The sequence below is a fragment of the Thioclava sp. F42-5 genome (assembly GCF_002213195.1).
Lineage (GTDB): Bacteria > Pseudomonadota > Alphaproteobacteria > Rhodobacterales > Rhodobacteraceae > Thioclava > Thioclava nitratireducens.
Window position 1 is genome coordinate 841,784 of sequence record NZ_NBNZ01000001.1, and the last position, 22,336, is coordinate 864,119.

Annotated in this window: 23 protein-coding genes; 11 read left to right on the forward strand and 12 right to left on the reverse strand. The window is 65.0% G+C overall.

Annotated features, from left to right (window positions below):
- Positions 1 to 46: 46 nt before the first annotated feature.
- Genes B6V74_RS03785 through B6V74_RS03800 form a run of 4 tightly spaced genes read left to right on the forward strand, consistent with a single transcriptional unit; the run spans position 47 to position 3,949 of the window.
- On the forward strand, positions 47 to 907 hold the full coding sequence (locus B6V74_RS03785; protein WP_088721983.1) for a cytochrome ubiquinol oxidase subunit II: 861 nt from the start codon (positions 47 to 49) through the stop codon (positions 905 to 907).
- Positions 904 to 3,024: a cbb3-type cytochrome c oxidase subunit I gene (locus tag B6V74_RS03790; RefSeq protein ID WP_088721984.1), complete on the forward strand. Its 2,121-nt coding sequence runs from the start codon at positions 904 to 906 to the stop codon at positions 3,022 to 3,024. The genes B6V74_RS03785 and B6V74_RS03790 overlap by 4 nt, the downstream gene beginning before the upstream one ends.
- Complete coding sequence (locus B6V74_RS03795; RefSeq protein WP_088721985.1) at positions 3,021 to 3,641, forward strand: cytochrome c oxidase subunit 3; 621 nt, start codon at positions 3,021 to 3,023, stop codon at positions 3,639 to 3,641. Before B6V74_RS03790 ends, B6V74_RS03795 begins: the two co-directional genes overlap by 4 nt.
- A complete protein-coding gene (locus B6V74_RS03800) occupies positions 3,638 to 3,949 on the forward strand; it encodes a cytochrome C oxidase subunit IV family protein (protein ID WP_075776304.1) in 312 nt (103 codons plus the stop codon). Before B6V74_RS03795 ends, B6V74_RS03800 begins: the two co-directional genes overlap by 4 nt.
- A 5-nt stretch (positions 3,950 to 3,954) precedes the next feature.
- On the opposite strand, the gene B6V74_RS03805 is transcribed toward B6V74_RS03800, so the two are convergent.
- The 3 genes from B6V74_RS03805 to B6V74_RS03815 are packed head-to-tail and all read right to left on the reverse strand — an operon-like array spanning position 3,955 to position 6,507.
- The gene (locus tag B6V74_RS03805) at positions 3,955 to 4,716 is read right to left on the reverse strand and encodes a 5-oxoprolinase subunit PxpA (protein ID WP_088719147.1); all 762 of its coding nucleotides are present in this window, start codon (positions 4,714 to 4,716) and stop codon (positions 3,955 to 3,957) included.
- A complete protein-coding gene (locus tag B6V74_RS03810) occupies positions 4,709 to 5,740 on the reverse strand; it encodes a biotin-dependent carboxyltransferase family protein (RefSeq protein ID WP_088721986.1) in 1,032 nt (343 codons plus the stop codon). The genes B6V74_RS03805 and B6V74_RS03810 overlap by 8 nt, the downstream gene beginning before the upstream one ends.
- Positions 5,737 to 6,507, reverse strand: a complete 771-nt coding sequence (locus B6V74_RS03815) for an allophanate hydrolase subunit 1 (RefSeq protein WP_088721987.1) — start codon at positions 6,505 to 6,507, stop codon at positions 5,737 to 5,739. Before B6V74_RS03815 ends, B6V74_RS03810 begins: the two co-directional genes overlap by 4 nt.
- A 135-nt stretch (positions 6,508 to 6,642) precedes the next feature.
- Between B6V74_RS03815 and B6V74_RS03820 the strand changes: the two genes are divergently transcribed.
- The 3 genes from B6V74_RS03820 to B6V74_RS03830 all read left to right on the forward strand — a co-directional run bounded on the left by B6V74_RS03820 (position 6,643) and on the right by B6V74_RS03830 (position 9,522).
- Positions 6,643 to 7,608, forward strand: coding sequence for a TRAP transporter substrate-binding protein (locus tag B6V74_RS03820; RefSeq protein WP_088721988.1), 966 nt, complete (start codon positions 6,643 to 6,645; stop codon positions 7,606 to 7,608).
- An 84-nt stretch (positions 7,609 to 7,692) separates the two neighbouring features.
- Positions 7,693 to 8,217 carry a TRAP transporter small permease gene (locus B6V74_RS03825; protein ID WP_088721989.1) on the forward strand — a complete coding sequence of 175 codons (525 nt, stop codon included), beginning with the start codon at positions 7,693 to 7,695 and terminating at the stop codon, positions 8,215 to 8,217.
- 3 nt (positions 8,218 to 8,220) lie between these two features.
- Positions 8,221 to 9,522: a TRAP transporter large permease subunit gene (locus tag B6V74_RS03830; protein WP_088721990.1), complete on the forward strand. Its 1,302-nt coding sequence runs from the start codon at positions 8,221 to 8,223 to the stop codon at positions 9,520 to 9,522.
- A 19-nt stretch (positions 9,523 to 9,541) separates the two neighbouring features.
- On the opposite strand, the gene B6V74_RS03835 is transcribed toward B6V74_RS03830, so the two are convergent.
- Positions 9,542 to 10,051 carry a winged helix DNA-binding protein gene (locus B6V74_RS03835; RefSeq protein ID WP_088719151.1) on the reverse strand — a complete coding sequence of 170 codons (510 nt, stop codon included), beginning with the start codon at positions 10,049 to 10,051 and terminating at the stop codon, positions 9,542 to 9,544.
- Between the two features lie 59 nt (positions 10,052 to 10,110).
- Positions 10,111 to 10,914 carry a crotonase/enoyl-CoA hydratase family protein gene (locus B6V74_RS03840; protein ID WP_088721991.1) on the reverse strand — a complete coding sequence of 268 codons (804 nt, stop codon included), beginning with the start codon at positions 10,912 to 10,914 and terminating at the stop codon, positions 10,111 to 10,113.
- Positions 10,915 to 11,065: 151 nt separating this feature from the next.
- On the opposite strand from B6V74_RS03840, the gene B6V74_RS03845 reads away from it, so the two are divergent.
- Complete coding sequence (locus tag B6V74_RS03845) at positions 11,066 to 12,070, forward strand: LLM class flavin-dependent oxidoreductase (protein ID WP_088721992.1); 1,005 nt, start codon at positions 11,066 to 11,068, stop codon at positions 12,068 to 12,070.
- A 75-nt stretch (positions 12,071 to 12,145) separates the two neighbouring features.
- Here B6V74_RS03845 and B6V74_RS03850 read toward each other — a convergent pair whose 3' ends face one another.
- The 4 genes from B6V74_RS03850 to B6V74_RS03865 form a co-directional block, all read right to left on the reverse strand.
- A complete protein-coding gene (locus B6V74_RS03850) occupies positions 12,146 to 13,471 on the reverse strand; it encodes a TRAP transporter large permease subunit (RefSeq protein ID WP_075776313.1) in 1,326 nt (441 codons plus the stop codon).
- The gene (locus tag B6V74_RS03855; RefSeq protein WP_088721993.1) at positions 13,468 to 14,079 is read right to left on the reverse strand and encodes a TRAP transporter small permease; all 612 of its coding nucleotides are present in this window, start codon (positions 14,077 to 14,079) and stop codon (positions 13,468 to 13,470) included. The genes B6V74_RS03850 and B6V74_RS03855 overlap by 4 nt, the downstream gene beginning before the upstream one ends.
- Before the next feature lie 76 nt (positions 14,080 to 14,155).
- Complete coding sequence (locus B6V74_RS03860; protein ID WP_075776314.1) at positions 14,156 to 15,175, reverse strand: TRAP transporter substrate-binding protein; 1,020 nt, start codon at positions 15,173 to 15,175, stop codon at positions 14,156 to 14,158.
- A gap of 24 nt (positions 15,176 to 15,199) precedes the next feature.
- A complete protein-coding gene (locus tag B6V74_RS03865; RefSeq protein WP_075776315.1) occupies positions 15,200 to 15,736 on the reverse strand; it encodes a gluconokinase in 537 nt (178 codons plus the stop codon).
- 107 nt (positions 15,737 to 15,843) lie between these two features.
- Here B6V74_RS03865 and B6V74_RS03870 point away from each other — a divergent pair, with 107 nt between their 5' ends.
- The 3 genes from B6V74_RS03870 to B6V74_RS03880 all read left to right on the forward strand — a co-directional run bounded on the left by B6V74_RS03870 (position 15,844) and on the right by B6V74_RS03880 (position 18,872).
- On the forward strand, positions 15,844 to 16,866 hold the full coding sequence (locus tag B6V74_RS03870) for a LacI family DNA-binding transcriptional regulator (RefSeq protein WP_075776316.1): 1,023 nt from the start codon (positions 15,844 to 15,846) through the stop codon (positions 16,864 to 16,866).
- Between the two features lie 217 nt (positions 16,867 to 17,083).
- Positions 17,084 to 18,130 (forward strand): glycosyltransferase family 4 protein, encoded by a 1,047-nt coding sequence (locus tag B6V74_RS03875; RefSeq protein WP_088721994.1) that lies wholly within the window; start codon positions 17,084 to 17,086, stop codon positions 18,128 to 18,130.
- A gap of 166 nt (positions 18,131 to 18,296) precedes the next feature.
- Positions 18,297 to 18,872: a YSC84-related protein gene (locus tag B6V74_RS03880; RefSeq protein ID WP_088719154.1), complete on the forward strand. Its 576-nt coding sequence runs from the start codon at positions 18,297 to 18,299 to the stop codon at positions 18,870 to 18,872.
- A 97-nt stretch (positions 18,873 to 18,969) separates the two neighbouring features.
- Here the strand turns inward: B6V74_RS03880 and B6V74_RS03885 are convergent, their stop codons facing one another.
- The 3 genes from B6V74_RS03885 to dsbD are packed head-to-tail and all read right to left on the reverse strand — an operon-like array spanning position 18,970 to position 22,267.
- Positions 18,970 to 19,584, reverse strand: a complete 615-nt coding sequence (locus B6V74_RS03885) for a DsbA family protein (protein ID WP_088721995.1) — start codon at positions 19,582 to 19,584, stop codon at positions 18,970 to 18,972.
- Positions 19,581 to 20,333 carry a L,D-transpeptidase gene (locus B6V74_RS03890; protein WP_088721996.1) on the reverse strand — a complete coding sequence of 251 codons (753 nt, stop codon included), beginning with the start codon at positions 20,331 to 20,333 and terminating at the stop codon, positions 19,581 to 19,583. Before B6V74_RS03890 ends, B6V74_RS03885 begins: the two co-directional genes overlap by 4 nt.
- The gene (gene dsbD, locus B6V74_RS03895) at positions 20,330 to 22,267 is read right to left on the reverse strand and encodes a protein-disulfide reductase DsbD (protein WP_168184173.1); all 1,938 of its coding nucleotides are present in this window, start codon (positions 22,265 to 22,267) and stop codon (positions 20,330 to 20,332) included. The genes B6V74_RS03890 and dsbD overlap by 4 nt, the downstream gene beginning before the upstream one ends.
- Positions 22,268 to 22,336 lie beyond the last annotated feature (69 nt).

The following is a 22,336-nucleotide window of genomic DNA, read 5'->3' on the forward strand; positions in this document are numbered from 1 at the left end:
CCTTGCCGCCTCGATCCGCAGAGCCCCCCTCCTTTCCGGAGCGGTCTTGGCCGTCTGGATGGGCTGGGGCTGGACCGGCGCGGGAGAGGCGCGAGCAGAGAGTTTTCTCGACCCGGCCGGGCCGATCGCCTCCGCTCAGGTTACTCATCTGAAGATCATCCTGATCCTCATGGCGATCGTCGTGATCCCGGTTTTCGCGGCGACCCCGTGGTTGATCCGGCGCTACCGCTACGGACGCTCGAAGGGCGAATACCGCCCCGACTGGTCGTTCGCCACGGTGTTCGAAATTCTGGCCTGGGGCGTGCCGATCCTGGTCGTGCTGATGCTTGCCGTTTATCTGTGGCAGCGGACCCACACGCTCGATCCTTACAACCCGGTGGCGGGCAAGGCAGGCAAGCCGCTGGTCGTCGATGTGGTCGCCTATGACTGGAAATGGCTATTCCTCTATCCCGAAGAAGGCGTGGCGAGCGTGGGCGAGCTGGCCTTCCCTGCCTCGCGCCCGCTCGAGCTGCATCTGACCTCCGACACGGTGATGCAGAGCTTCATGATCCCGCGGCTGGGCAGCCAGATCTACGCGATGAAGGGGATGCAGACGAAGCTGCATCTGGCCGCCGACGGCCCCGGCACCTTCGAGGGCCGCAACACGCAGTTTAACGGCGAAGGGTTCTACACGCAGAATTTCAAGGCGAGCGCCATGAACGACGAGGTATTCGCGCGCTGGGTGAAGGCGGCGAAGGCGCGCGGCCTGCCTCTCGACAACAAGGCACGCGCAGCGCTGGAGGAAAAAAGCAACAAGGTCGAACTGGCCCGCGCGCTCGACCAGCCTACCGAGCAGCCGATCCTGTTCTCGACCGCGCCGAGCGGAATGTTCGACGAGATCGCCGGCCTGAAGGAGACGCAACAATGAACACATGGAGCAGCATCTGGGGTTTCCCCTTCGGACGCCTGACGCTGGACGCGCTGCCGGTCACCGAGATCGTGCGCGCCGATGGCAGGACCGAGTTGCTCTCCGGCATCACTGGCACTGCCGCTGCGGGCATGGCGGTGCTGGGCTTCGTCGTCGTGGTTATCTTGATCACGGTGAAAGGATGGTGGCGACCGCTCTGGAGCGAGTGGCTGACTTCGGTCGATCACAAGAAGATCGGCATCATGTATATCGTCTTCTCCTTCGTGATGCTGGCGCGGGCGCTGGCCGAAGCCTTCGTGATGCGCAGCCAGCAGGTGGTGGGCCATGACGGCGGTGGGATCGTGATGCCCGACCATTTCGCGCAGCTCTTCACCACCCATGGCACGATCATGATCTTCTTCATGGCGATGCCCTTCCTGACCGGCATGATCAATTTCGTGATGCCGTTGCAGATCGGCGCGCGCGATGTGGCCTTCCCGGTGCTGAATTCGGTCTCGCTGATGCTGACGATCGCGGGCGGCCTGATCCTGATGATCTCGCTGGTGCTGGAGCCCTTCTCGACCGGCGGCTGGTCCGGTTACCCGCCCTATACGGAAGCCGCCTACAACCCCGGCGCGGGGCCGGATTACTGGATCTGGGCGGTGACGCTGTCGTCGATCGGGTCGACTTTCACGGGGCTGAATTTCGCCGTGACGATCTACAAGAAGCGCTGCCCCGGCATGAAGCTTATGCGGATGCCGCTGTTCACCTGGACGTCGCTCTGCACCTCGATCCTGATGATCTTCGCGATGCCGCCGCTGACCATCGCGACGGCGCTGCTCGCGCTGGATCGCTACATGGGCTTCCACTTCTTCACCAATGGGGGTGGCGGCAACATGATGAACTACGCCAACCTGTTCTGGCTGTTCGGCCATCCGGAGGTCTATATCCTCATCCTGCCCGCGTTCGGCGTCTGGTCGGAGGTATTCTCGACCTTCTCGGGCAAGACGCTCTACGGCTACACCGCACTGGTGATCGCGACGATGGCAATCGCGGTGCTGAGCTTCACCGTTTGGGTCCACCATTTCTTCACGATGGGCCAGAGCGCCAATCTGAATGCCGCCTTCGGCATTGCCACGATGACGATCGGGGTGCCCACAGGGGTCAAGATCTACGACTGGATGCTGACGATGTTTCGCGGGCGGGTGCGCATCTCGGTGCCGATGCTCTACGCCATCGCCTTCCTGTTCCTGTTCACCATCGGCGGGCTGTCGGGCATCATTCTGGCGAACCCGTCGGTCGACTACCAAGTGCACAACACGCTGTTCCTCGTGGCGCATTTCCACAACATGCTGATCCCCGGACTGCTTTACGGAATGATCGCGGGCTACACGATGTGGTTTCCCAAGGCCTTCGGGTTCCGGCTCGACGAGAAATGGGGCTACCGCGCCGCGTGGTGCTGGATACTCGGCTTCATGGCCGCGTTCTTCCCGCTCTACGTACTGGGGCTGATGGGAATGCCGCGGCGGATGTCGGGCTATTTCTCCGGGCAGTGGCTGCCATGGACGATCATCGCGTTGGGCGGCGCGGTCCTGATCCTCGCCGGATTCCTCGCGCTGATCGTGCAACTCTGGGTTTCGGTGCGCGATCGCAAGCGGCTGGCCGTGCCGGTAGGCGATCCGTGGGACGGGCGCTCGCTCGAATGGGGCATCCCCGCCCCCGCGCCGGAATGGAACTTCCCCGCCCTGCCCCGTGTCGAGGGCCGCGACGCCTTTGCGACGCTGAAAGCCTCGGGTCATGATCTCGGCCCGCCCGAGGACGGGTTTGAGGATATCTGGCTGCCGAAGAACGCCGCGTTCGGCCCGGTGATCGGGGCGCTCGGCACGGCGCTGGCCTTCACGCTGACATGGTACATGTGGTGGGCGGTTCTGCCGCTTGCGGCGCTGGTGCCGCTGGTGATCATCGCTCAGGGCTTCCGGCGCGACACCGAGAAGCGCGTCCCTGCCGAGGAAGTCCGCAAGGAATGGCGCGTCTTCCGCGAACTGGCCGCCCGCACGCCGCGCGTGCCCCGCACGTCCGAATACACCCGCGACAACCGCGGCCACGCCATACCGATGTCGCAGGAGGCCACGCGATGAGCCAGACCACCCGTCATCCCGGCCTCAACCTCGGTTCCAAGCACCAGAGCGCCGACGACCAAGCCGAAACCGAAGTCTTCGGCTTCTGGGTCTTCATGATGTCCGATGCGATCCTGTTCGGCCTGCTGATGGCGACCTATGTGGTGATGCGGCCCAACACGAATGGCGGCCCCGGCCCGCAGGAACTGTTCGAGCTGAAGTCGATCTTCATCGAGACGATGCTGCTGCTGGCGTCATCGGTCGCGATCGGCTTTTCGCATCTCGCACTCAAGCACGAGCCGCGCCCGGTGAAGATGGTGCTGTGGTTGCTGATCGCGATGGCGCTCGCGCTGACCTTCGTGGGCTTCGAGATCCACGACTTCCTGAAGATGTTCTCGGAAGGCGGCACACCTCAGCGCAGCGGATTCCTGTCGTCCTTCTTCGCGCTGGTGCCGCTGCATGGGCTGCACGTCACGTTCTCCTGCCTCTGGGCCGTCGCGATCCTGGGGCAGATGCTCGTTTACGGTCTGGAAGACCGGGTAAAGCTGTCGATGGTGCGCCTCGCCGTGCTCTGGCACTTCCTCGACATCGTCTGGATCGGAATTTTCTCCATCGTCTATATCGGGGGGCTGGCATGAGCGAACATGACGAAAGACGCCAAGAGGCCCGCAGCTACCTGATCGGCTATGCGCTCGCGCTGGCGCTGACCCTGCCGATCTTCGCACTGGTGGCGTGGGATCTGCTGCCGAAAGTGGCGATCTGGTGGACAACCGCCGTGGCCGCGATCGTGCAGATCGTGGTCCATTTCCGCTTCTTCCTGCATATCCGCCTGAAGGGGCAGAAGCAGGAAGACCTGCATCTGATCCTGTTCACCACGCTGATCTTGCTGCTGATGGGCGGCGGGACGCTGTGGCTGCTGTGGAACCTGCACGCGCGGATGATCTGAGCCGATCAGGCCCCGAAGCGGCCGATCTCGAAGCCAGCCTCGGTCAGGTGCCCGCGCAGTGCCCGCGCCATCGCCAGCGCCTCTGCCCCGTCGCCGTGCAGGCAGACCGTGTCGATCTTGCAGGGGATTTCCTTGCCCGAGGCGGTCACGATCGCGCCCTTGCGCAGCATCTCCTCGATCCGCGCGCCGACCTCTCCGGCGTCATGCAGCACCGCACCGGGCTTCGATCGCGCCATCAGCGAAGCGTCGTCCTCATAGGCGCGATCGGCGAAAATCTCGCCCGCCCAATTGGCCTGCAACTCGCGCGCAACCTGCTCCATCGGGGTCTGCGGCAGAACGACGAGGATGATGTCGGGTTGCACTTTTAGGGCGGCGGAATAGCAGGCCCGCGCGATCTCGATATCCTCCGAGGCCATGTTCGACAGCGCCCCGTGCAGCTTGAAATGCCGCACCGCGCCACCCGCCGCGCGGGCCATCGCCTGCGCGGCGCCCAGTTGATAAGTGACCAGATTCGTCAGCTCCTCGGCGCTGAGCTTGATCCGCCGACGGCCGAAGCCCTGCAGATCCGCAAAGCCCGGATGCGCGCCGATACCGACATCGTTGGCCACAGCTGCGCGCATCGTCTGCGCCATCACATCCGGATCGCCCGCGTGGAAACCGCAGGCGACATTGGCGGAGGTAATGACCTCCATGAGCGCGGCGTCGTTGCCCATGATCCACGGGCCGAAGCTTTCTCCGATATCGGCGTTCAGGTCGATCTTAGCCATTTTCTTCCTCCAATTCGCGCCCTGCCGTCACGCCGCTGATCAATTGGTAGCTGAGCAGGTCATGAATGTCGTGCGGATCGCGGATCAACGGGCGCAGCTTGGCCCGCTGTGCCTGAAGCTGCGCCTCCCAGCGCAGGGCCAAGGCGTCGGCCTCGTCCAGTGTCACCGCTTTGAACCGCAGTTTCGTCCCCGGCGCGGCTTGGGCGATGCGCGGCAGATCGCAGGGCAGCACGGTGCCGATCCGAGGGTAGCCGCCGATGGTCTGGCATTCGGCGAGCAGCACATAGGGCGTGCCCGCGCCCGTCATCTGAATATCGCCCTCGAAGATCACGTCCGAGGCGAGCCCCTTGGCCTTGTCCGAGGTCAGCGCAGGCGCATCGCTCTCGAGCGCCACGCCCTGACGGTTGCCCTGCCGGGCGCGGGTGAATTCGGTCGTGCTGAGCCGCGCGAAAGTGGCCTCGTCGAACAGGCCCGTCTGCGGTCCCGGGATGATCCGCAACGTGCCGCCCGAGAAACGGTCGTCCTGCGTGAGAACCATCGCCGGCGCGTCGGGCTCGGGGTCCGCACCGAGCGGCAGGCGCGCGCCCGATTCCAGTGCCGATCCGATCCCGGCGGCGAGATGCGCCGAGCGGCTGCCCAGCACTTCGGGCGTCTCGATCCCGCCCGCGAAGGTGAGATAGCCGAACATGCCCGCGCGCGCGGCACCGATCGACAGCACCTCGCCCGGTTCGATCTTGTGGCTCGCGCCCCAGCGCAGGGGGCGTCCGTCAAGCTCCGCCTGCATCGGCGCACCCGTCAGGGCGATCCGCGTCGGAGCCGTAACCTCGAACCGCCCGCCGCTCACCGCCATTTCCAACGCGGGAAGCGGTTTGCGCGACCCCAGAAGCGCCGACGCCTCGACCAATGCGAGCGGATCGACCGCGCCACCGCGCGAGATGCCTTGCGCCATGCGACCGGGGCGGCCCATGTCCTGCACGCTCACGCTTGGCCCGACGCTCCGCAGGATCAGCGATCCGCCGCTCATGACCGCACCTCGCAACGCGCGCCGCCCATCGGATCGCCCGCTTTCAAAAGCGCGTCCATCTCGGTGCCGGAGACCGGCGCGAGGCGAACCTCGTCGCCCGCATGCAGCGGCACGGGGTCGGTTTGGTCGGGGCGGAACACATCGAAGGCCGTCCGCGCGATCTGATGCCAGCCAGTGGGCGAGGCATTCGCGAACAGCACCAATTGGCGCACCGCCACGCAGAGCGCGCCTTTCGGCACGCGCGGGTTCAGCTCGGAGCGGCGCGCGAGATTCCAATGCTCGGGCAGCAGACCGAGATAGGGTTGACCGGGCGCGAAGCCGATGGCGAGGACACTCAGCGGAGTCGCGGTAATTTCGTCGATGGCCGCTTGCGGAGAAAGCCCCGCAAGCTTCGCCGCCTCTTCCAGATCGGGGCCGTGTTCGCCGCCGAACGCGACAGGCAAATGCCAGACACGCTGCGCGGGATGCGGCGCGACACTCAGCCAATCGTCCTCGGACAGCAGGGTCTCCAGCCGCTCGGCCATCTCGGCCCGCGTTACCGCCTCCGGATCGAAACGCAGCAGAACCGACACGAGGCTGGGGACGACCTCGCGCAAATCGGCCAGATCGCTCTCCGTCACGCGCTGATGAAAGCTCTGCGCCGCCGCTATCGCTCGCGGCTCCGCGACCAGCGCGAACCGCACGAGCAGCCCGTCTCCGCCAGCCGGCAAAATCTGCGGGCTATGCGCTTGGGCCGTTCCGGGCCGCAATGCTTCTTCGAGCATCATTTCAGGGCAACTCCACTGGGTCAGGTCGCGATCTTGAAACTTATCGTTGACTTTGATTTCATTTTACAGACAATTTGTCAACGTTATGAAAAAGAGGCGGACACGAATTCCGCCGCGACCCGACAGGAGAGAGATATGATCAGATTTGCTGCAAGCTTCGCGGTTGCGCTGGGACTGGGCACAGCCGTTCAGGCGCAGACCTGGGACATGCCGACGCCCTATGGCGACACCACCTTCCACACCGTGAATATCCGCGACTTCGCCGAGGACGTGTCGAAAGCGACCGACGGCAAGCTGAAGATCAAGGTGCATTCGGCGGGCTCGCTCTTCCCGCATTCCGAGATCAAGAACGCCGTGCGCTCGGGTCAGGTGCCGATCGGAGAGTTCTTCCTCTCGACGCTCTCGAACGAAGATCTGGCTTTCGGCGTCGACAGCCAGCCTTTCCTCGCCACCAGCTACGATCAGGCCGAAAAGCTTTGGGAGGCGCAGAAGCCCGTCATCACCAAGCTTCTCGACAAGCAAGGGCTGATGCCGCTGTTCTCGGTGCCGTGGCCGGCGCAGGGGCTCTATACCAATGGCGAGATCAAATCCGTGGACGACCTCGCAGGGCTGCGCTTCCGCGCCTATAACCCGGCGCTGGAAGAATTTGCGACGCTCGCCAAGGCCGCGCCCGTGCAGGTCGAAGCGGTCGACATTCCGCAGGCCTTCTCGACGGGCCAGCTGCAAGCGATGATCACCTCGCCCTCGACCGGCGCGAATTCCAAGGCGTGGGACTTCGTCGACACCTACACCAAGATCGACGCCTGGCTGCCCAAGAACATCGTCGTGGTGAACAAGCGCGCCTTCGACCGTCTGAGCGAAGACGAACAGAAGGCCGTGATGGATGCCGCCGCCACCGCGCAGACCCGCGGTTGGGAGATGTCGAAGAAAGAGGCCGCCGAAAAGACCGCCGAGATGAAGGATAACGGCATGGCGATCGTCGATCCGAGCCCCGAATTGGAGCAGGGTCTGAAGAAGATCGGCGACGAGATGCTCGCGAACTGGAAAGAAAAGGCCAGCCCCGACGCGCTTGAGGTGCTCAAGGCCTATCAGGGCAACTGAGCCCGCTCGATCCGGGGCCCTTCCGCCACTGCGGGAGGGCCTTTTTCGATGCTCTTCCTCACACAAGCCCCCGGAGTATCCACCATGCGTCGCCTGCTCGATCAGGTCTATCTTCTGTCCGGAGGGATCGCCGCCGTCTCGATCCTCGCGATCTGCCTGCTGGTCACGGCCCAGGTCGGGCTGAATGTGCTCGCCCGTCTGGGCGGGCCCGCTCTCTCCTACACGATCCCCTCCTATGCCGATTTCGCGGGCTATTTCCTCGCGACGGCAAGCTTCATGGCGCTGGCCCACACACTGCGCCACGGCAGCCATATTCGCGTCAATCTCGTGCTGACCCGCCTGCCCGCCCGTGGCCAATGGGTCGCCGAGATCGTAGCGCTCGCGCTTGGCTTCGCGGCCAGCGCCTACGCTGTGTGGTTCGCGACCTCGCTGATGCTCGAGAGCCTGCATTACGGCGATATGTCCACCGGCATCGTCGCGATCCCGATCTGGATTCCGCAATGTGCGATGGTCGTCGGGCTGGGCCTTCTGGCGCTCGCCTTCATCGATACGCTGATCGAGAGCGTCCGCGCCAAGCGCCCGGTGCTCGTCGATGATGTTTCGGAGTAAACCATGTCCGATCCGATGACCTTCGCAATTCTTCTGGGCCTGCTTCTCGTGCTGCTCGCAGGCGGCGTATGGGTGGCGCTGTCTCTGCTGATCGTGGCGCTGGCGGGGCTCAGCTTCTTCTCCGGCGCGCCGACCGGGCTCGTCATGGCGACCACGCTTTGGGGCAACAGCCATAGCTGGCCGCTCGCCGCGCTGCCGCTTTTCATTCTGATGGGGGAGATCCTGCTCCGCTCGCGGCTGTCCGAGGACATGTTCTCCGGCCTCGCCCCGTGGCTGGGCCGCGCACCGGGCCGCTTGCTGCATGTGAACGTGCTGGGCTGTGCGATCTTCGCGGCCGTTTCGGGGTCGTCCGCGGCGACGGCGGCCACGATCGGGCGGATGTCGGTGCCCGAGCTCACCCGCCGCGGCTATCCCGAGAGCCTGATCCTCGGCACGCTGGCGGGCTCGGCCACGCTGGGTTTTCTGATCCCGCCCTCGGTGATCCTGATCGTCTATGGCGTCGCGACAGAGCAATCCATCGCGCGCCTCTTCATCGCGGGAATCCTGCCGGGGCTGATGCTGGTCAGCCTGTTCGGCGGCTATGTCGCGCTGCGCGCCTGGATGAACCCCGCCGCGATCCCGCGCGAGGACATCACCCTGAACCTGCGCGAGAAGCTGCGGGCCTCGCGTCGCCTGATCCCGATCGTGATCCTGATCGGCGGCGTGATCGGCTCGATCTATACTGGTGTCGCCTCGCCCACCGATGCGGCGGCCGTGGGCGTGGTCTTCTCGGTGATCCTTGCGATGGCGACGGGCAGCTTCCGCTGGCGCGACTTCAAGGACGCGCTGTTCTCGGCCACCCGCACCAGCGCGATGATCGCTTTCATCCTGCTCGGCGCCTCGGTGCTGTCGGTTTCGATGGGCTTCACCGGCATCCCGCGCAACCTCGCCGCGTGGATCGGCACCTTCGGGCTGTCGCCCACCGCGCTGCTTGCAGTGCTGACCGTGTTCTTCATCCTGCTGGGTTGCTTCCTCGACGGGATCTCGGTCGTGGTGCTGACCACCTCGATCATCCTGCCGATGGTGGAAGCCGCCGGGATCGACCCGCTGTGGTTCGGCATCTACCTCGTGCTGGTCGTCGAGATGAGCCAGATCACCCCGCCCGTGGGCTTCAACCTCTTCGTGATCCAGGGGCTGACCGGCTACAACATCCTCAAGGTCGCCCGCGCGGCGCTGCCTTTCTTCGGGCTGCTGTTGCTGGCGGTTCTGCTGATTACGCTGGTCCCGGGGATCGTGACCTACCTGCCCTCGCTGATGGGCAACTGAGCCAACGACCCGCGCGGCCTCAGAGCGAAGAGGCCGCGCGGCTCGCCTGATCGTAATAGCCCGAGAGCACACGCAGGGCCGAGGCGATCTCACGCAGGTCTTCGCCCGCCATACCCCCTTTCTGGATCGGCTCGAGCAGGCATTCCTCGCGCACTTTCCGATAGCGTTCGCACAGATCGCGCCCGCTTTCCGAGGTGCGGTAGAACACTTCCTTGCCGCGCTTCTCGGAATCCAGCAGCCCCAGCTTCAACAGCTTGCGCAGCGCATAATTGACCGTATGCGTGTCCTCGATATTGAGCAGGAACGTGATGTCGTTGAGCCGCTTTTCGCGGTCGCGGTGATTGGTGTTGTGCAGCACGAGGATTTCGAGCGGCGAAAGCTCCATCCCCGAGGCCGCCATGCAGCGCTGCATCCATCGCGCGAAGGAGTTGTAGGCGATGATCATCCCGTATTCGAATTCCGAGGCTTCCCAGCCCGGCCCTTCGGCCAGATGGCGGGATGAGACTATGCGGCGTTCTCCTGCGGGCATGAGCGGCACTCTCCTTTCGTGCGTTTACGCCCTCACCTTATAGACATTTCGCTGACATTCTATCCTTGAGAGAAATTTGGCGCGCGCTTTTGCAGGTTCGCCATCACCATTTCCATCTGCGCGGGACCGCCGATGATCTCGGCCTGCAACTCGGCCTCCAGCGCCAACCCGTCGCCGGGCGGCATCGTCCATGCCTGCTCCACCAGCGCCTTGCTTGCCGCCAGCGCCTCGGGGGAGCGCAGGGTGAATTCGGCGGCCATGTCGCGCGCCGCCTGCAGCGGGACCTCGGCCACGCGCGTGATCAGCCCCAGCTTCTGCGCCTCACCGGCCTCTAGCACCCGGCCCGTCATCATCAGCTCTTTCGCGATATCCGCGCGGGTCAGTTTCGGCAGGCTCTGCGAGATGCCCATATCGGGGATCAGCCCCCATTTCGCCTCCATGATCGACAGCCGCGCATCCGGCGCCGCGATCCGGAAATCTGCACCGAGCGCGAGCTGCATCCCCGCCCCGAAGGCCACGCCCTCGATCGCGGCGATCACCGGAACCGGCAGCTGCGCCCATCGCGTCACCGGGCGCTGAAATCGGTTCGCGCCCTGCGCATCGGGTTCGGCCATCTGCGCCTTCACCCCCGCCAGATCGGCCGCGAAGCTTTGCATCACACTCAGGTCGAGCCCGGCCGAGAAACAGCCGCCCGCGCCGCTCAGGATGACCGCGCGCAGGCCCTTTTGCTGCGACAGGCTCTGCGCCGCCCCGGCCAGCACGTCGAACATCTCCAAGGTCCAGGCGTTCTTCTTTTCCGGGCGATTGAGGATCACCTCCGCCACGCCCTCCGCGCTTACCGAAATCTGCACCGGGTCGGCCATGTCCATCCTCCTCGCTTGGCTCTGCGCACTATGCAGACCCGCCGCCCCCTCGCAAAGCGGAACGCGGGGTCATAGGTAGGAGATCAACAGGCGCGCGCGGCGTTGGACAGCCCTGCGCGGCGCGCTAGCTCTGCCCCGACGGAGGTTCCCCATGCAGCAATTCTCACTTCTCGATCTGTCGCCCGTGCCCGAAGGCAAGACCGCAGCCGATGCGCTGGCGGGAACAGCCGACCTGGCCCGGATGGCCGAAGACGCGGGCTATCACCGCTTCTGGCTGGCCGAGCATCACAACATGCCCGGCATCGCCAGCGCCGCGACCTCGGTGCTGATCGGCCATGTCGCCTCGGTGACCAAGAGGATGCGCGTCGGCGCGGGCGGCATCATGCTGCCCAACCACGCGCCGCTGGTGATCGCCGAGCAGTTCGGCACTCTGGCCACGCTCTATCCCGACCGGATCGACCTCGGGCTGGGGCGCGCGCCCGGCACCGATGGCGGCACCGCCCGCGCCCTGCGCCGCAACATGTCGCCCGAGGACACGTTCCCCGCAGACGTACAGGAGCTGCTCGCCTATTTCAGCGACGAGGCAGAGAATTTCCGGGTGCGCGCCATTCCGGGCGCAGGCACGCATGTGCCGATCTGGATCCTCGGCTCGAGCCTCTACGGCGCGCAGCTTGCCGCCTATCTCGGCCTGCCCTACGCCTTCGCGTCGCATTTCGCGCCCGACATGCTGGGCGATGCGCTCGACATCTATCGCAGGAGCTTCCGTCCCTCGGTCCATCTCGACAAGCCCTATGCGATGATGGCCGCCGGGGTCTTCGCCGCCGACACCGATGAGAAGGCGCGATATCTGCGCTCGTCTCAGGTGCTGGCCTTCGCGCGGCTTCGTTCGGGGATGCCGGGCAAGCTGCCGCGCCCGACCGAGGATCTGTCCGAGGTGCCGCCGCAGATGATGGTTCAGGTGCAGCGCGCGCTGTCCTGCTCGGCCACGGGTTCCAAGGACAAGGTACGGGACGATCTGGCGCGTCTGATCGCGCAATACGAGCCCGACGAGCTGATGGTGACCGGGATGATCCACGACGCGGAGGCGCGTCAGAAGTCCTTCAAGATCGCCGCCGAGGTGCTGAGCGAGTTTCGCGAGCAACCTGCCGCGGCCTGAGGCATGGCGCGACACTCAGACATGCAAAGAGGCGGGCCCGGAAGCCCGCCTCTTTTCGTTTCAATCCGGTTGGCCTCAGTGCCCGGTGATCGCCGGGAAGGCCACCAGCAGCCCCACCGCGAAGATCTGGATCGCGATGAAGGGGAGCAGCGAGCGGAAGATCTCGCCCAGAGAAATGTCCTTCGGCGCGACCGACTTCAGGTAGAAAGCAGCTGGCCCGAAGGGCGGCGACAGGAAGCTCACCTGCATGTTCATCGCGAACACGACGCCGAACCAGACCGGGTCGTAGCCAAGGTCTTTCACGATCGGCACGAAGATCGGCATCGTCAGCAGCGCGATCCCGACCCAGTCGAGGAACATGCCGAGGAAGAACAGGATCGCCATCATCGTGAGGATCACGATGATCGGGGTATCCGACACGCCCTTCAGCAGCGCCGAGACGAAGTCGATCCCGCCCATCAGGTTGAACACGCCGACCAAAGCCGAAGCACCGATACCGATCCAGACGATCATCCCGCAGGTCGCGAGCGTCTGCAGCGCGGCCCCTTTGAGCATCGAGAGCGTCAGCTCGCCCCGGATGATGGTCGAGAGCATCACGCCCGCCACACCAAGCGCCGAGGCCTCGGTCACCGAGGCGATGCCGCCATAGATCGAGCCCAGCACGAAACCGATAACCAGAACCGGCAGGATCAGGCCCTTCAGCAGTTTGATCTTTTCCGACCACGGACGGTCGTCGGGCTCCGGCGCAGGCGCCAGATCGGGGTTCAGCTTCACCCGGATGATCACGAAGATCACGTAGAAGGCCGCGAGCATGAAGCCCGGGATGAAGGCAGAGGTGAACAGATCGCCGATGGAGACGTTCGCGGTGAGACCGTAGATGATCAGCACGATCGACGGCGGCACCATGGTGCCCAGCGAGCCGCCCGCACAGATCACGCCGATGGCGAGCTTGCGGTCATAGCCCTGGCGGATCATCTGCGGCAGGGCCAGCAGACCCAGCAACACGATCTCGCCGCCGATGATGCCAGACATCGCCGCGAGAATGACCGAGACGAAGATCGTCTGGATCGCCACCGCGCCGCGCATCCGGCCACCGACGAGCTTCATCGCCTCGAACAGATCGCGCGCGATGCCCGATCGGTCCAGAAGCGCCGCCATCATCACGAACATCGGCACCGAGACGAAGACGAAACTCGATACGAAGGAATAGACGCGGCTGGTGATCAGCGGCACCGCCATCGGGCCGAACCAACCGAGCGCGAAGATCAGCGCCACCAGCAGGGTCACGAAAGCCAGCGGCATGCCGGTCAGCAGCAGGCCGATCAGCAGCGCGAACAGCAGGACCGTCCCGTAGCCGATCCCCAGAGCGGAGAGGTCGAAACTCAGCAGATGCTCGATCATTTACCCGCCTCCGATGCGAAGGCACCCCGCAGGTAGTTCACCGCCATGATCACGAATTGCACCACCATCAGGCCGAGCACCACGAGGAGGAAAATCTTCAGGTAAGCCGGGAACGGCGGATCCCAGGCGCTGCCGGAGGTCTCGAAGTGCACGCCGCCGCCGGGGCGCATCGTCGCCTTGATGACCATGCCGTAGGCTGCCCAGGCGAAGAAGCCCGCCGCGAAGAGACAGATCAGCGAGATGATCGCGTCGAGGATGCGCTTCGCCCGGCCGGTCACCAGATCGTAGATCAGCACGACGCGGATATGGCTGTTGCGCACAACGCAGTAGAGCCCGCCATAGACGAAAGCCATCGCGCAGAGGAAGATCGTGGTCTCATGCGCCCAGATCGTCGGGCTGTTGAAGCCGTAGCGCAGCACGACCTCGTTTAGCAGGATCAGCGCAGAGGCGATGATGCCGATCGCGAAAACGATCCCCACGGCGTTGATCGCGCGGCCGAGGATGCCCGCTTCGGCGATGGTCGCCGCTTCGTCCTCGCTCTGCACCGGTTCCGGCGTGTGCGGATCATGTGCGGGGTGATCCACCCCGGTCTTGTCGGGTTGTGACATTGCAAAAACCGCTGCTGTCAGGAAACTGGAAAAATGCGGGGCCGCAATGGCAGCCCCGCACCGTTAGGGTATCAGATCAGAGAAGGTTGTTCTTCTTCAGATAGTCGGTCAGGACGTCATAGACGTGCTGCGCCTTCTCCGACTTCTTGGCGACCTTTTCCCACTGGGTGATCGCGATGCGGCGGAACTTGGCGCGCTCTTCATCCGACCAGTCGTGGACGTGGATCTTGCCGCCTGCTTCGGCCTTGGCCACGGCCTTCTTGTCGGCAGCCGCGAGATCGCTGACTTCCTTGTCCGCGAATTCCTTAACCGACTCTTCGAAGGCTTTCTGCAGATCGGGCGAGAGCGCATCCCACTCTTTCTTGTTCATCGCGACGCCGACGAGCGGCATCGAGTGGAAGCCCGGATAGACCGGGTTCGGCGCGATGTCGTTGAGGCCCTGCGCCTGGTTGGTCGAGAACACGGTGTAGTCAGCCGCGTCGATCACGCCCTTGTCGAGCGCGGTGTAGACTTCGGACCCCGGCAGGTTCACCGGAGCAGCACCCGCCGCCGCGAAAACGTCCTGCACGAGACCTTCCGGCGCGCGCATCTTCAGGCCCTTCAGGTCAGCCACGCCGTCGAGCGGCACTTTCGACACGAGCGCTTCAAGACCGGTGGTGGTCGAGCCGATGTAATGAACGTCATAGGGCTCGAACAGGTCGTTCGCGAGCTTCTGGCCACCGCCATTGTTCATGAAGTCCAGCAGCTGATCGGTGCTCGACCATGCGCCGACCGGGTTGCCCAGCAGCGAGAAGGCCGGGTCTTTGCCCGCGAAGTAGGAGATGTCGGTCACGATGCCGTCGATGATGCCGGCGCCGGTCGCGTCCAGCGTCTCGTTATGCTCGACGACGGAGCCCACGGGCATCATCTCGACCTGGATCTGGTTGTCGGTGCGCTCGGCGAGGTTCTTCGCCCAGTTCTGCTGGAGTTCGAAGTTCGGATTGCCTGCCGGGTCCGAGCTCTGGAACTTGTACTTGTGGGTTTCGGCATTCGCAGCGCTGGCCAGCGCCAGAACGGCGACGCTCGCGAGGGCGATTTTACGGATCGGTTTCGTCATGGTGTCCTCCCTTAATAGACGAAATCAAACTTGCGAGGCCGTGAGGCCCCAGGCGTTCAATATCTGCGAACAAAGCGCCTCGGGCGCTTCGCGGATATCGCAGGTCTGCGGGGCCTCGTCGGGCCCCGGCAATTCCAGATCGGCCAATTGGCTGTCGAGCAGCGCAATCGGCATGTAGTGATTTTCGCGCGCGGCCATTCGCGCTGCGATCAGGTCGTGCGGCCCGGTGAGATGCGCGAGATGAATCACGCCGAGACTCTGGCGCAGGCGATCCCGATAGGACCGCTTGAGCGCCGAACAGGCGAAGGCGACCGTCTTGCCGTCGCGCCCCGCCTCGATCACGCCCTTCGCCACGAGGTCCAGCCAGTCCCAGCGCATCTCGTCGTTGAGCGGCAGACCGGCGGCCATATGCGCGACATTCTCGGGCGGATGGAAATCGTCAGCATCGAGGAACACGCCGCCCACGGCCTGCGCCACGAGCCGCGCCACCGTCGTCTTGCCGGTGCCGCAGACGCCCATCACTAGGACCGGTGTCGCGTTCGCGCTGCTGCTGTTTGCCATCTTGCCTTACCGGGTTCACAGGTGTTTCTTGGGCACTGAGGGGTAATGTAAGCGGTTACATTCGTCAATCGCACTTTTGAGCAGGGGCGCGCTCGCAGGGAGGATCAATGAATAAAAACAAGGAAACAAAATCAGTTACGATGCGCGACGTCGCCGATCATGTCGGTGTAAGCGTTGCCACGGTTTCGCGTACCCTGCGCAATCCCGAGGTCGTTTCGCAGGCCGTGCGCGACAAGATCGCCGCCGCCATCGAATCGCTCGGATACCTTCCCGACCCCGCGGCCCGCGCCCTCGCCTCGACCCGCTCGGACATCATCGGGGTGATCCTGCCCTCGGTGTCGAACAACGTCTTTGCCGATGTGATGGACGGTATCTATTCCGCAGTCGAAGGCACGCACCACTCAGTCCAGCTCGGCTATTCGCGCTATGCGCCGCTGTCGGAAGAGAACCTGATCCGGGTCTTCCTGCGGCAGCGCCCGGCGGGACTGATCGTGACCGGGATCGACCAGACCGAGGCCGCGCAGGCGCTGTTGCGCGAGGCGGGCTGCCCGGTGGTGCAGATCATGGAGACCGGCGACGCCCCCTATGACCGGATGATCGGCTTTTCGCATTACGACGCCGCCCGCGCCGCCACCGCGCACCTGTTCGCGCAGGGCTATCGCCGTCCCGGTTTCCTTGGCGCGCGGATGGACCCGCGCACGCAGCGCCGTCTCCACGGCTTCCGCGACGAGTTGCGCGCGCAGGGCGTCGAGGAAGGCAAGCGTATCCAGACGACCACCCGCGCCTCCTCGGTGACGCTGGGCAGCCACCTGCTCGCACAGCTTATGGATATTGCTCCCGAGACCGACGCGATTTTCTGCATCAACGACGACCTCGCCCTCGGCGCGATGTTCGAAGCGCAGCGCCGCAACCTGCGCATCCCCGACGATCTCGGCATCTGCGGCTTCAACGACATGGAGATGATGGCAGCCGCCGAGCCGTCGATTTCCTCCGTGCGCACGTTCCGGCGCGAAATGGGCGAAGGGGCCGTGCAACTGATCCTCGACTCCCTCTCTGGTACCGCGGCACAGGAGAAGATCGTCGACCTCGGCTACCAGATCGTGCAGCGTCGCTCCACGCGGGGGCACTGAGCGTAAGCCCGCCGCGAGACGCGAGGTGCAACGGGGTGCGGGATCGGCAGGCTGCTCGCTCTGACTGGCTCGCCACCGGATGACGCACTGTTGTGGCATTCGGCCGTTCTCCTCGCCCTCGCGCGGGTCGCGGCCTATCTGGCTGACGAGGGGACCGAACGCGCCGCGCCGCGACGGGGCCGAGCAGCGCGCCAAACAGAATCGGGAGAGAGATCAAATGACGCCAGCCGTTTTCGCCATTCCGGGAGACATCGCCCAGCTATCCGGCGGGTTCATCTACGAGCGCAAGTTGCTCGAGGCGCTGCGGGCGGAGGGCCGCAACGTCGAGCATCTCGAACTGCCGCCCGGTTTTCCCGATCCGACACCCGAGGAAACCAAGGCCGCGCGCGCGCAGCTGACCGCCATCCCCGGGAGTGTTCCGGTGATCCTAGACGGGCTGGTATTCGGCTCGATCGATACGCAGGTACTCGATGACATGGCGGCGCCCGTGGTGGCGATGCTGCACCATCCGCTGGGCCTCGAGACCGGCCTCGCCGAAGACCGCGCGCGTCATCTGCTGAGGCGCGAGAGAGAAAATCTGCGCCGCGCCGCGCATGTCGTGGTGCCGAGCCCGCATACCAGCACGATCCTGCAAAAGGAGTTCGGTGTCGCTCCGGAGAAGATTTCCATCGCCCTGCCCGGCTTCGACCGTCCTCCGGCGCTGGAGAGCGCGAAACCGAGCCCGCCCTTGATCCTGTCGGTCGGGCTGTTGGCCGCGCGCAAGGGCCATGACGTCCTGATCGACGCCTTGGCGGAGATCGGAGACCTGGACTGGCGCGCACAGATCGTGGGCGGCGCGCACGATCCCGACGTGGCGGACGCGCTCGCCCAGCAGATCGATCGGCTCGGACTGGCTGCGCGGGTACAGCTTGCCGGACGGATGGAACGCGACGCGCTCGAAGCGGCCTATCGCGACGCCGCGATCTTCGCGCTGGCGACCCGCTACGAGGGCTACGGGATGGTCTTCGGCGAGGCCATGCTGCACGGGCTGCCCATCGTGACCTGTCGCACCGGCGCCGTGCCCGACACGGTGCCGCCAGACGCAGGTTTTCTCGTTCCGGTGGATGCCCACCTCGACGTCGCCGAGGCGCTAAGACAGCTTCTCGGAGATGCCGAACTGCGCGCCCGGATGGGTGCGGCATCGGCAACCGCGGGGACGGCTCTGCCCGACTGGCGCGACACGTCGGCGATCATGGGGGCCGTGCTGGACAGCCTCATGGCGTGACCGCACTCAGCCTCCCGCGCCGCCTCCCCGCGCGCGCGCGAATTCAGCGTGTCCGCTTCCGGTTCCGACACGTTTTTCTGAATTACGTGAGTGATCCGAAAAGGAACGTGGGCCGTGCGGGCTCGTTTCATTCCCGTAATTTGATAATTTGAAAAGGAGGCATCTCATGCAATCCAAGATTCGCACCCTGACCGCTGGTATTGCCGCATCGCTCATGGGCACGATGGCGATGGCCGCCACGCCCGCATCCACGATCGACCACGCGAAGGGCGTCCAGCCGCGCCCCGACCTGGACCAGCAGGTCGCCGCAGCGCTTAAGCAATGCGCCAGCCTCGAGGATTCCTGCAAGAAAGTCGCCACCGACTCCGCTGCCGTCCTCGTCTTCCCCGAAGTGACCACGATCGACCTCGGCGTCGGTGGCTCGGGTGGCTCGGGTGCCATGGTCCAGAACGGCAAGATCCAAGGCTATTATGACATCGGCAAAGCCTCGGTCGGTCTCCAGATCGGCGCCAAGCAGGCCAGCCAGATCTACGTCTTCCCGACCAAAGAGTCCGTCAAGCAAGTGCAGAGCGGCGGCGAATGGCATGTCGGCGCCGGCGCAGGCATCACCGTGGTAAACGCCAATGCCACCGCGAACGCGTCCTCCGGCAATCCGCGCGTCTATGTCTTCGACAGCTCGGGTCTGAACGGCGGCGCGAAGATCAGCACCCTGCGCATCTGGAAAGACGGCGACAACAGCTAATCGCCGGTGCCCTTCCCGCCGAGGGAAGGCCCGCGATGAGAAAGGCCCCGGGGAATGATCTTCCCCGGGGCCTTTTTGCCATAGTAGAGCGCGCCGCTCAGGCCTTGCGCGCGTCGCTGATCGCCTTGCGCAGCGTGTCGGCATCGACCGCGCCGGGATAGACGTCGCGCCCGACGATATAGGCGGGCGTGCCGCGCAGCCCGATCGCGACTGCCTGCGCATCGTTACGCGACAGCAGCGCGTCGATCTCCTTGCGGTTGGCCTTGTAGCCCGCCATCGCCTTGTCCGGATCGACGCCGGCGTCGGAGAGTGTCTTGTCGATCAGATCGTTCGACAGCTTTCCTTCCGTCGCCATCAGTGCCTCGAGCCCTTCCTTGTATTTGCCCATGCTCTGCGCGCCGAGTACCAGCTGCGAGGCATAGACGGAGGGCGCGCCGAAGATCGGCCAGTCCTTCATCACGACGCGCAGATTGCCGTCTTCGCGGGTCACCTTCTCGACCACCGGGTGGTTCGATTTGCAGTAGGGACACTGGTAGTCAAAATACTCGACCAGCGTGATATCGCCATCCGGGTTGCCAATCGCGGGCGCGACCGGATCGTGGAACACCGCGTCCGGCGAGATGTCGACCTCGGCAAGGCTCGCCGTCGGCAGGATCAGCGTGGAGCCTGCGGCGACGCCGGCAAGGGTGAGGAAATTCCGGCGATCGATCATGTATTGTCTCCTGTGGTCTGGGGGAAATCTTCGGGTGAGTAGGGAACGGGCGGCAGCGGCTGGCCCGGCGGCACCGTGCCCTTGCCGCTCTCGGCACGGGTCAGCACGACGACATGCGTGCCAGAGCGGAGCCGGTCGGCGAGGTCGATGATGTCCTGATTGAACAGCCGTATGCAGCCCGCCGAGGTCGCCTTGCCGATGGAACTGTCATCCATCGTTCCATGAATGCGGTAGAGCGTATCCTTGTTCCCGCGGTGGATATAAAGCGCCCGCGCGCCCAAGGGATTATCCAACCCGCCTTCGAGCCCATCCTTGACCGGTCCGTAAAGCTCGGGATCCTCCTTGATCATGCTCTGCGTCGGCGTCCAGCTTGGCCAGTCCCGCTGATACGGGATGCGTCCCTTGCCGGAAAAGCCGCGCCCGTCCTCGCCCACCGCGACTGTGTAGCGTAGCGCGCGGTTATTCTTCTGCACGAGGTAGAGCTTGCGCGCCCAAGGGTCGACCACGATGGTGCCGGGCGGCTCGTCGGTCCAGTAATCGACTTCCTGCCGCGCTTTCTCCTCGCTCAGATACTCGGGCTTCACCGCGGGGATCGTGCGCCCGTCGTCCTCCATCGCGCTGTAGATCGCTTTTACGCGTGCGCTGAGCTGCGGCGCTTGCGGCGCGGGCTGTGGGTTAGAGGCAGGCGGCTCGGGTGCACAGGCCGCGAGTGCGATCAGGGCAAAAGGAACGAGGCGGGTGAGGGTCATTGAGCGATCTCCGAAAGCGAGGTCATGAGTTTCGGCGCGGTGACATCCCCGATCAGGCGGGTGCCCTGCGCCTCCGTGTGATCTGGGTTGAGGAAGATCAGCGTCGGCGGGCCGATCACGCCCAACCGTTTCAGAAGCGCCTGCTGCGGCGCGCCGGTTTTGGTCACATCGACCGCGATGGGTGTGACGTGGCGCAGCGCGGCCTGCACTCGCGGGTCGGGGATCACCTCGCGCGCGATGGTCGCGCATTCGGTGCACCATTCGGCGGTGGTGATCAGCATCACCGGCGCGCCCTTCGCAGCGGCCAGTGCGGCGTCGAGCGCTTCGGGCGTCTCGACATGGGTGAAGTCATCCTCTGTCAGCACGTCCGACGAGGCAGCCGCGACGGTCTGGCTCGCTGCGAAGGGAGCAAGCGGCCGCAGTGGATCGCTGGCCCCGCTTGCCGCACCGATACCCTCGATGGCACCGGCCAGCAGTGCCGCGACGCCAAGCGCGCCCCCGGTGCGGCGCAAGCCCGAGCTTTCCGGTCCGAACCGGTCGCGACCGCCCAGGGCCACGCCCGCACCGATCAGCAGCAGCGCCCAGAGCGCGAGGATCGCGGGACCGGCGATGACGCGGCTCAGCAGCCAGATCGCCACGCCCAGGAAGACGAAGCCGAAGGCGCGGTTCACGCCGACCATCCATTCGCCCATGCGCGGCAGGATCGCCGAACCGAAGAGCCCCACTGCCATCAGCAACACGCCCTGTCCCAACCCCAGCGCAAACAGCGCCGAGGCCCCGAGCCCGGCGTCACCCGTCTGCGCGATATAGAGGAAGGCCCCGGCTAGCGGGGCCGTCACGCAAGGTCCGACGATCAGCGTCGACGTGAAGCCGAGGATCGCCGCCCCCGCAAGCGTGCCGCGCCGCCCCTGCACGGAGCTCACCTTGTTGGTCAGCGCCTGCGGCAGGCGCAGCTCGAACAACCCGAAGGAGGACAGCGCGAGGACGGCAAACAGCAGCGCCAGCGCGATCACCGTCGCAGGGGCCTGCATCAGGAATTGCAGGTTCTGCCCAGACCACGCTGCCACGATGCCCAGAAGCCCGAAGGCCACCGCCATCGCCAGTACATAAGTGCCGGTCAGTGCGAGCCCGCGCGCAGGCGTCAGGTCTTTTCCTTGCGCGCCGAGCATCCCGGCCACGATCGGCACCATCGGCAGAACGCAAGGGGTGAAGGCCAGAAGCAGACCGAAGCCGAAGAATGAGGCCACCACCAGCGTCCAGCCGCCTTTCGCCGCTATCCCTGCGACGAGCCCGTCATCGGAAGAGAGGCTCAGCTCGCTCCCGCTTTCTTCGGAATTGGATGCAGCCGGTGAAGGGCTTTCGGCCTCGGAGGACGCCGCAGGCGCGGAAGACGAGGCAGGCGCGTCGCTCCGCGCATAATCGGGCACCCCGGCGGCTTGGTTCGACTGCGCCGCGCCGGATGCAGACGCAGTCGCGGCCCCACCCGGCGGCACGATCTCGCGGCTTTGCGGCGGGTAGCACAGCCCCTTTTCTTCGCAGCCCTGCCAGTGCAGCGTGAAGGGGCCGGTGATGTCGCTCACCACGGCCTCGGTGTGATCATGCCAGACCTCGACCGTGCCGAAATTCGGATCGTCCTTCATCTCGCCCGGCTGCGTCTCGATCACCGGCGTATCGCCGCCCTCGGAGCTCACAGTCAGATGCTCGCGATAGAGGTAATAGCCCGGCGCGATGTCAAACGAGACGGCGAGCGTCCCGTCATCCTGCCACTCGGTCTCGACCTGAAACGCCGCTTCGGGCGACAGCGGACCGCTGCCCCCCTTGGGCTTCAGAAGATCGAAGCTTTGCGCCGCAGTGAGGCCGGGCAACAGCAGCGAGATCAGAAACACGCCCCAGAGGGCGCGCAGCGATAGACGGGAAAGAGCCTTTGCGTTCATGTTGGCCGGATCGCGGGCGAAGCTTAAGTCAGTCTTAAGATTCGTGCGCTGTATCCGCCGCGAAGGAGA

What these genes read in the sequence shown, in the direction of transcription:
- B6V74_RS03825 (WP_088721989.1), top strand. Translation starts at nt 7,693, where the DNA reads ATGCGTCGCCTGCTCGATCAGGTCTATCTTCTGTCCGGAGGGATCGCC.
- B6V74_RS03860 (WP_075776314.1), bottom strand. Translation starts at nt 15,175, where the DNA reads ATGACGAAACCGATCCGTAAAATCGCCCTCGCGAGCGTCGCCGTTCTG.
- B6V74_RS03790 (WP_088721984.1), top strand. Translation starts at nt 904, where the DNA reads ATGAACACATGGAGCAGCATCTGGGGTTTCCCCTTCGGACGCCTGACG.
- B6V74_RS03820 (WP_088721988.1), top strand. Translation starts at nt 6,643, where the DNA reads ATGATCAGATTTGCTGCAAGCTTCGCGGTTGCGCTGGGACTGGGCACA.
- B6V74_RS03855 (WP_088721993.1), bottom strand. Translation starts at nt 14,079, where the DNA reads ATGTCACAACCCGACAAGACCGGGGTGGATCACCCCGCACATGATCCG.
- B6V74_RS03800 (WP_075776304.1), top strand. Translation starts at nt 3,638, where the DNA reads ATGAGCGAACATGACGAAAGACGCCAAGAGGCCCGCAGCTACCTGATC.
- B6V74_RS03810 (WP_088721986.1), bottom strand. Translation starts at nt 5,740, where the DNA reads ATGAGCGGCGGATCGCTGATCCTGCGGAGCGTCGGGCCAAGCGTGAGC.
- B6V74_RS03835 (WP_088719151.1), bottom strand. Translation starts at nt 10,051, where the DNA reads ATGCCCGCAGGAGAACGCCGCATAGTCTCATCCCGCCATCTGGCCGAA.
- B6V74_RS03870 (WP_075776316.1), top strand. Translation starts at nt 15,844, where the DNA reads ATGAATAAAAACAAGGAAACAAAATCAGTTACGATGCGCGACGTCGCC.
- B6V74_RS03880 (WP_088719154.1), top strand. Translation starts at nt 18,297, where the DNA reads ATGCAATCCAAGATTCGCACCCTGACCGCTGGTATTGCCGCATCGCTC.
- B6V74_RS03815 (WP_088721987.1), bottom strand. Translation starts at nt 6,507, where the DNA reads ATGATGCTCGAAGAAGCATTGCGGCCCGGAACGGCCCAAGCGCATAGC.
- B6V74_RS03845 (WP_088721992.1), top strand. Translation starts at nt 11,066, where the DNA reads ATGCAGCAATTCTCACTTCTCGATCTGTCGCCCGTGCCCGAAGGCAAG.
- B6V74_RS03840 (WP_088721991.1), bottom strand. Translation starts at nt 10,914, where the DNA reads ATGGCCGACCCGGTGCAGATTTCGGTAAGCGCGGAGGGCGTGGCGGAG.
- dsbD (WP_168184173.1), bottom strand. Translation starts at nt 22,267, where the DNA reads ATGAACGCAAAGGCTCTTTCCCGTCTATCGCTGCGCGCCCTCTGGGGC.
- B6V74_RS03795 (WP_088721985.1), top strand. Translation starts at nt 3,021, where the DNA reads ATGAGCCAGACCACCCGTCATCCCGGCCTCAACCTCGGTTCCAAGCAC.
- B6V74_RS03890 (WP_088721996.1), bottom strand. Translation starts at nt 20,333, where the DNA reads ATGACCCTCACCCGCCTCGTTCCTTTTGCCCTGATCGCACTCGCGGCC.
- B6V74_RS03885 (WP_088721995.1), bottom strand. Translation starts at nt 19,584, where the DNA reads ATGATCGATCGCCGGAATTTCCTCACCCTTGCCGGCGTCGCCGCAGGC.
- B6V74_RS03875 (WP_088721994.1), top strand. Translation starts at nt 17,084, where the DNA reads ATGACGCCAGCCGTTTTCGCCATTCCGGGAGACATCGCCCAGCTATCC.
- B6V74_RS03865 (WP_075776315.1), bottom strand. Translation starts at nt 15,736, where the DNA reads ATGGCAAACAGCAGCAGCGCGAACGCGACACCGGTCCTAGTGATGGGC.
- B6V74_RS03850 (WP_075776313.1), bottom strand. Translation starts at nt 13,471, where the DNA reads ATGATCGAGCATCTGCTGAGTTTCGACCTCTCCGCTCTGGGGATCGGC.
- B6V74_RS03830 (WP_088721990.1), top strand. Translation starts at nt 8,221, where the DNA reads ATGTCCGATCCGATGACCTTCGCAATTCTTCTGGGCCTGCTTCTCGTG.
- B6V74_RS03805 (WP_088719147.1), bottom strand. Translation starts at nt 4,716, where the DNA reads ATGGCTAAGATCGACCTGAACGCCGATATCGGAGAAAGCTTCGGCCCG.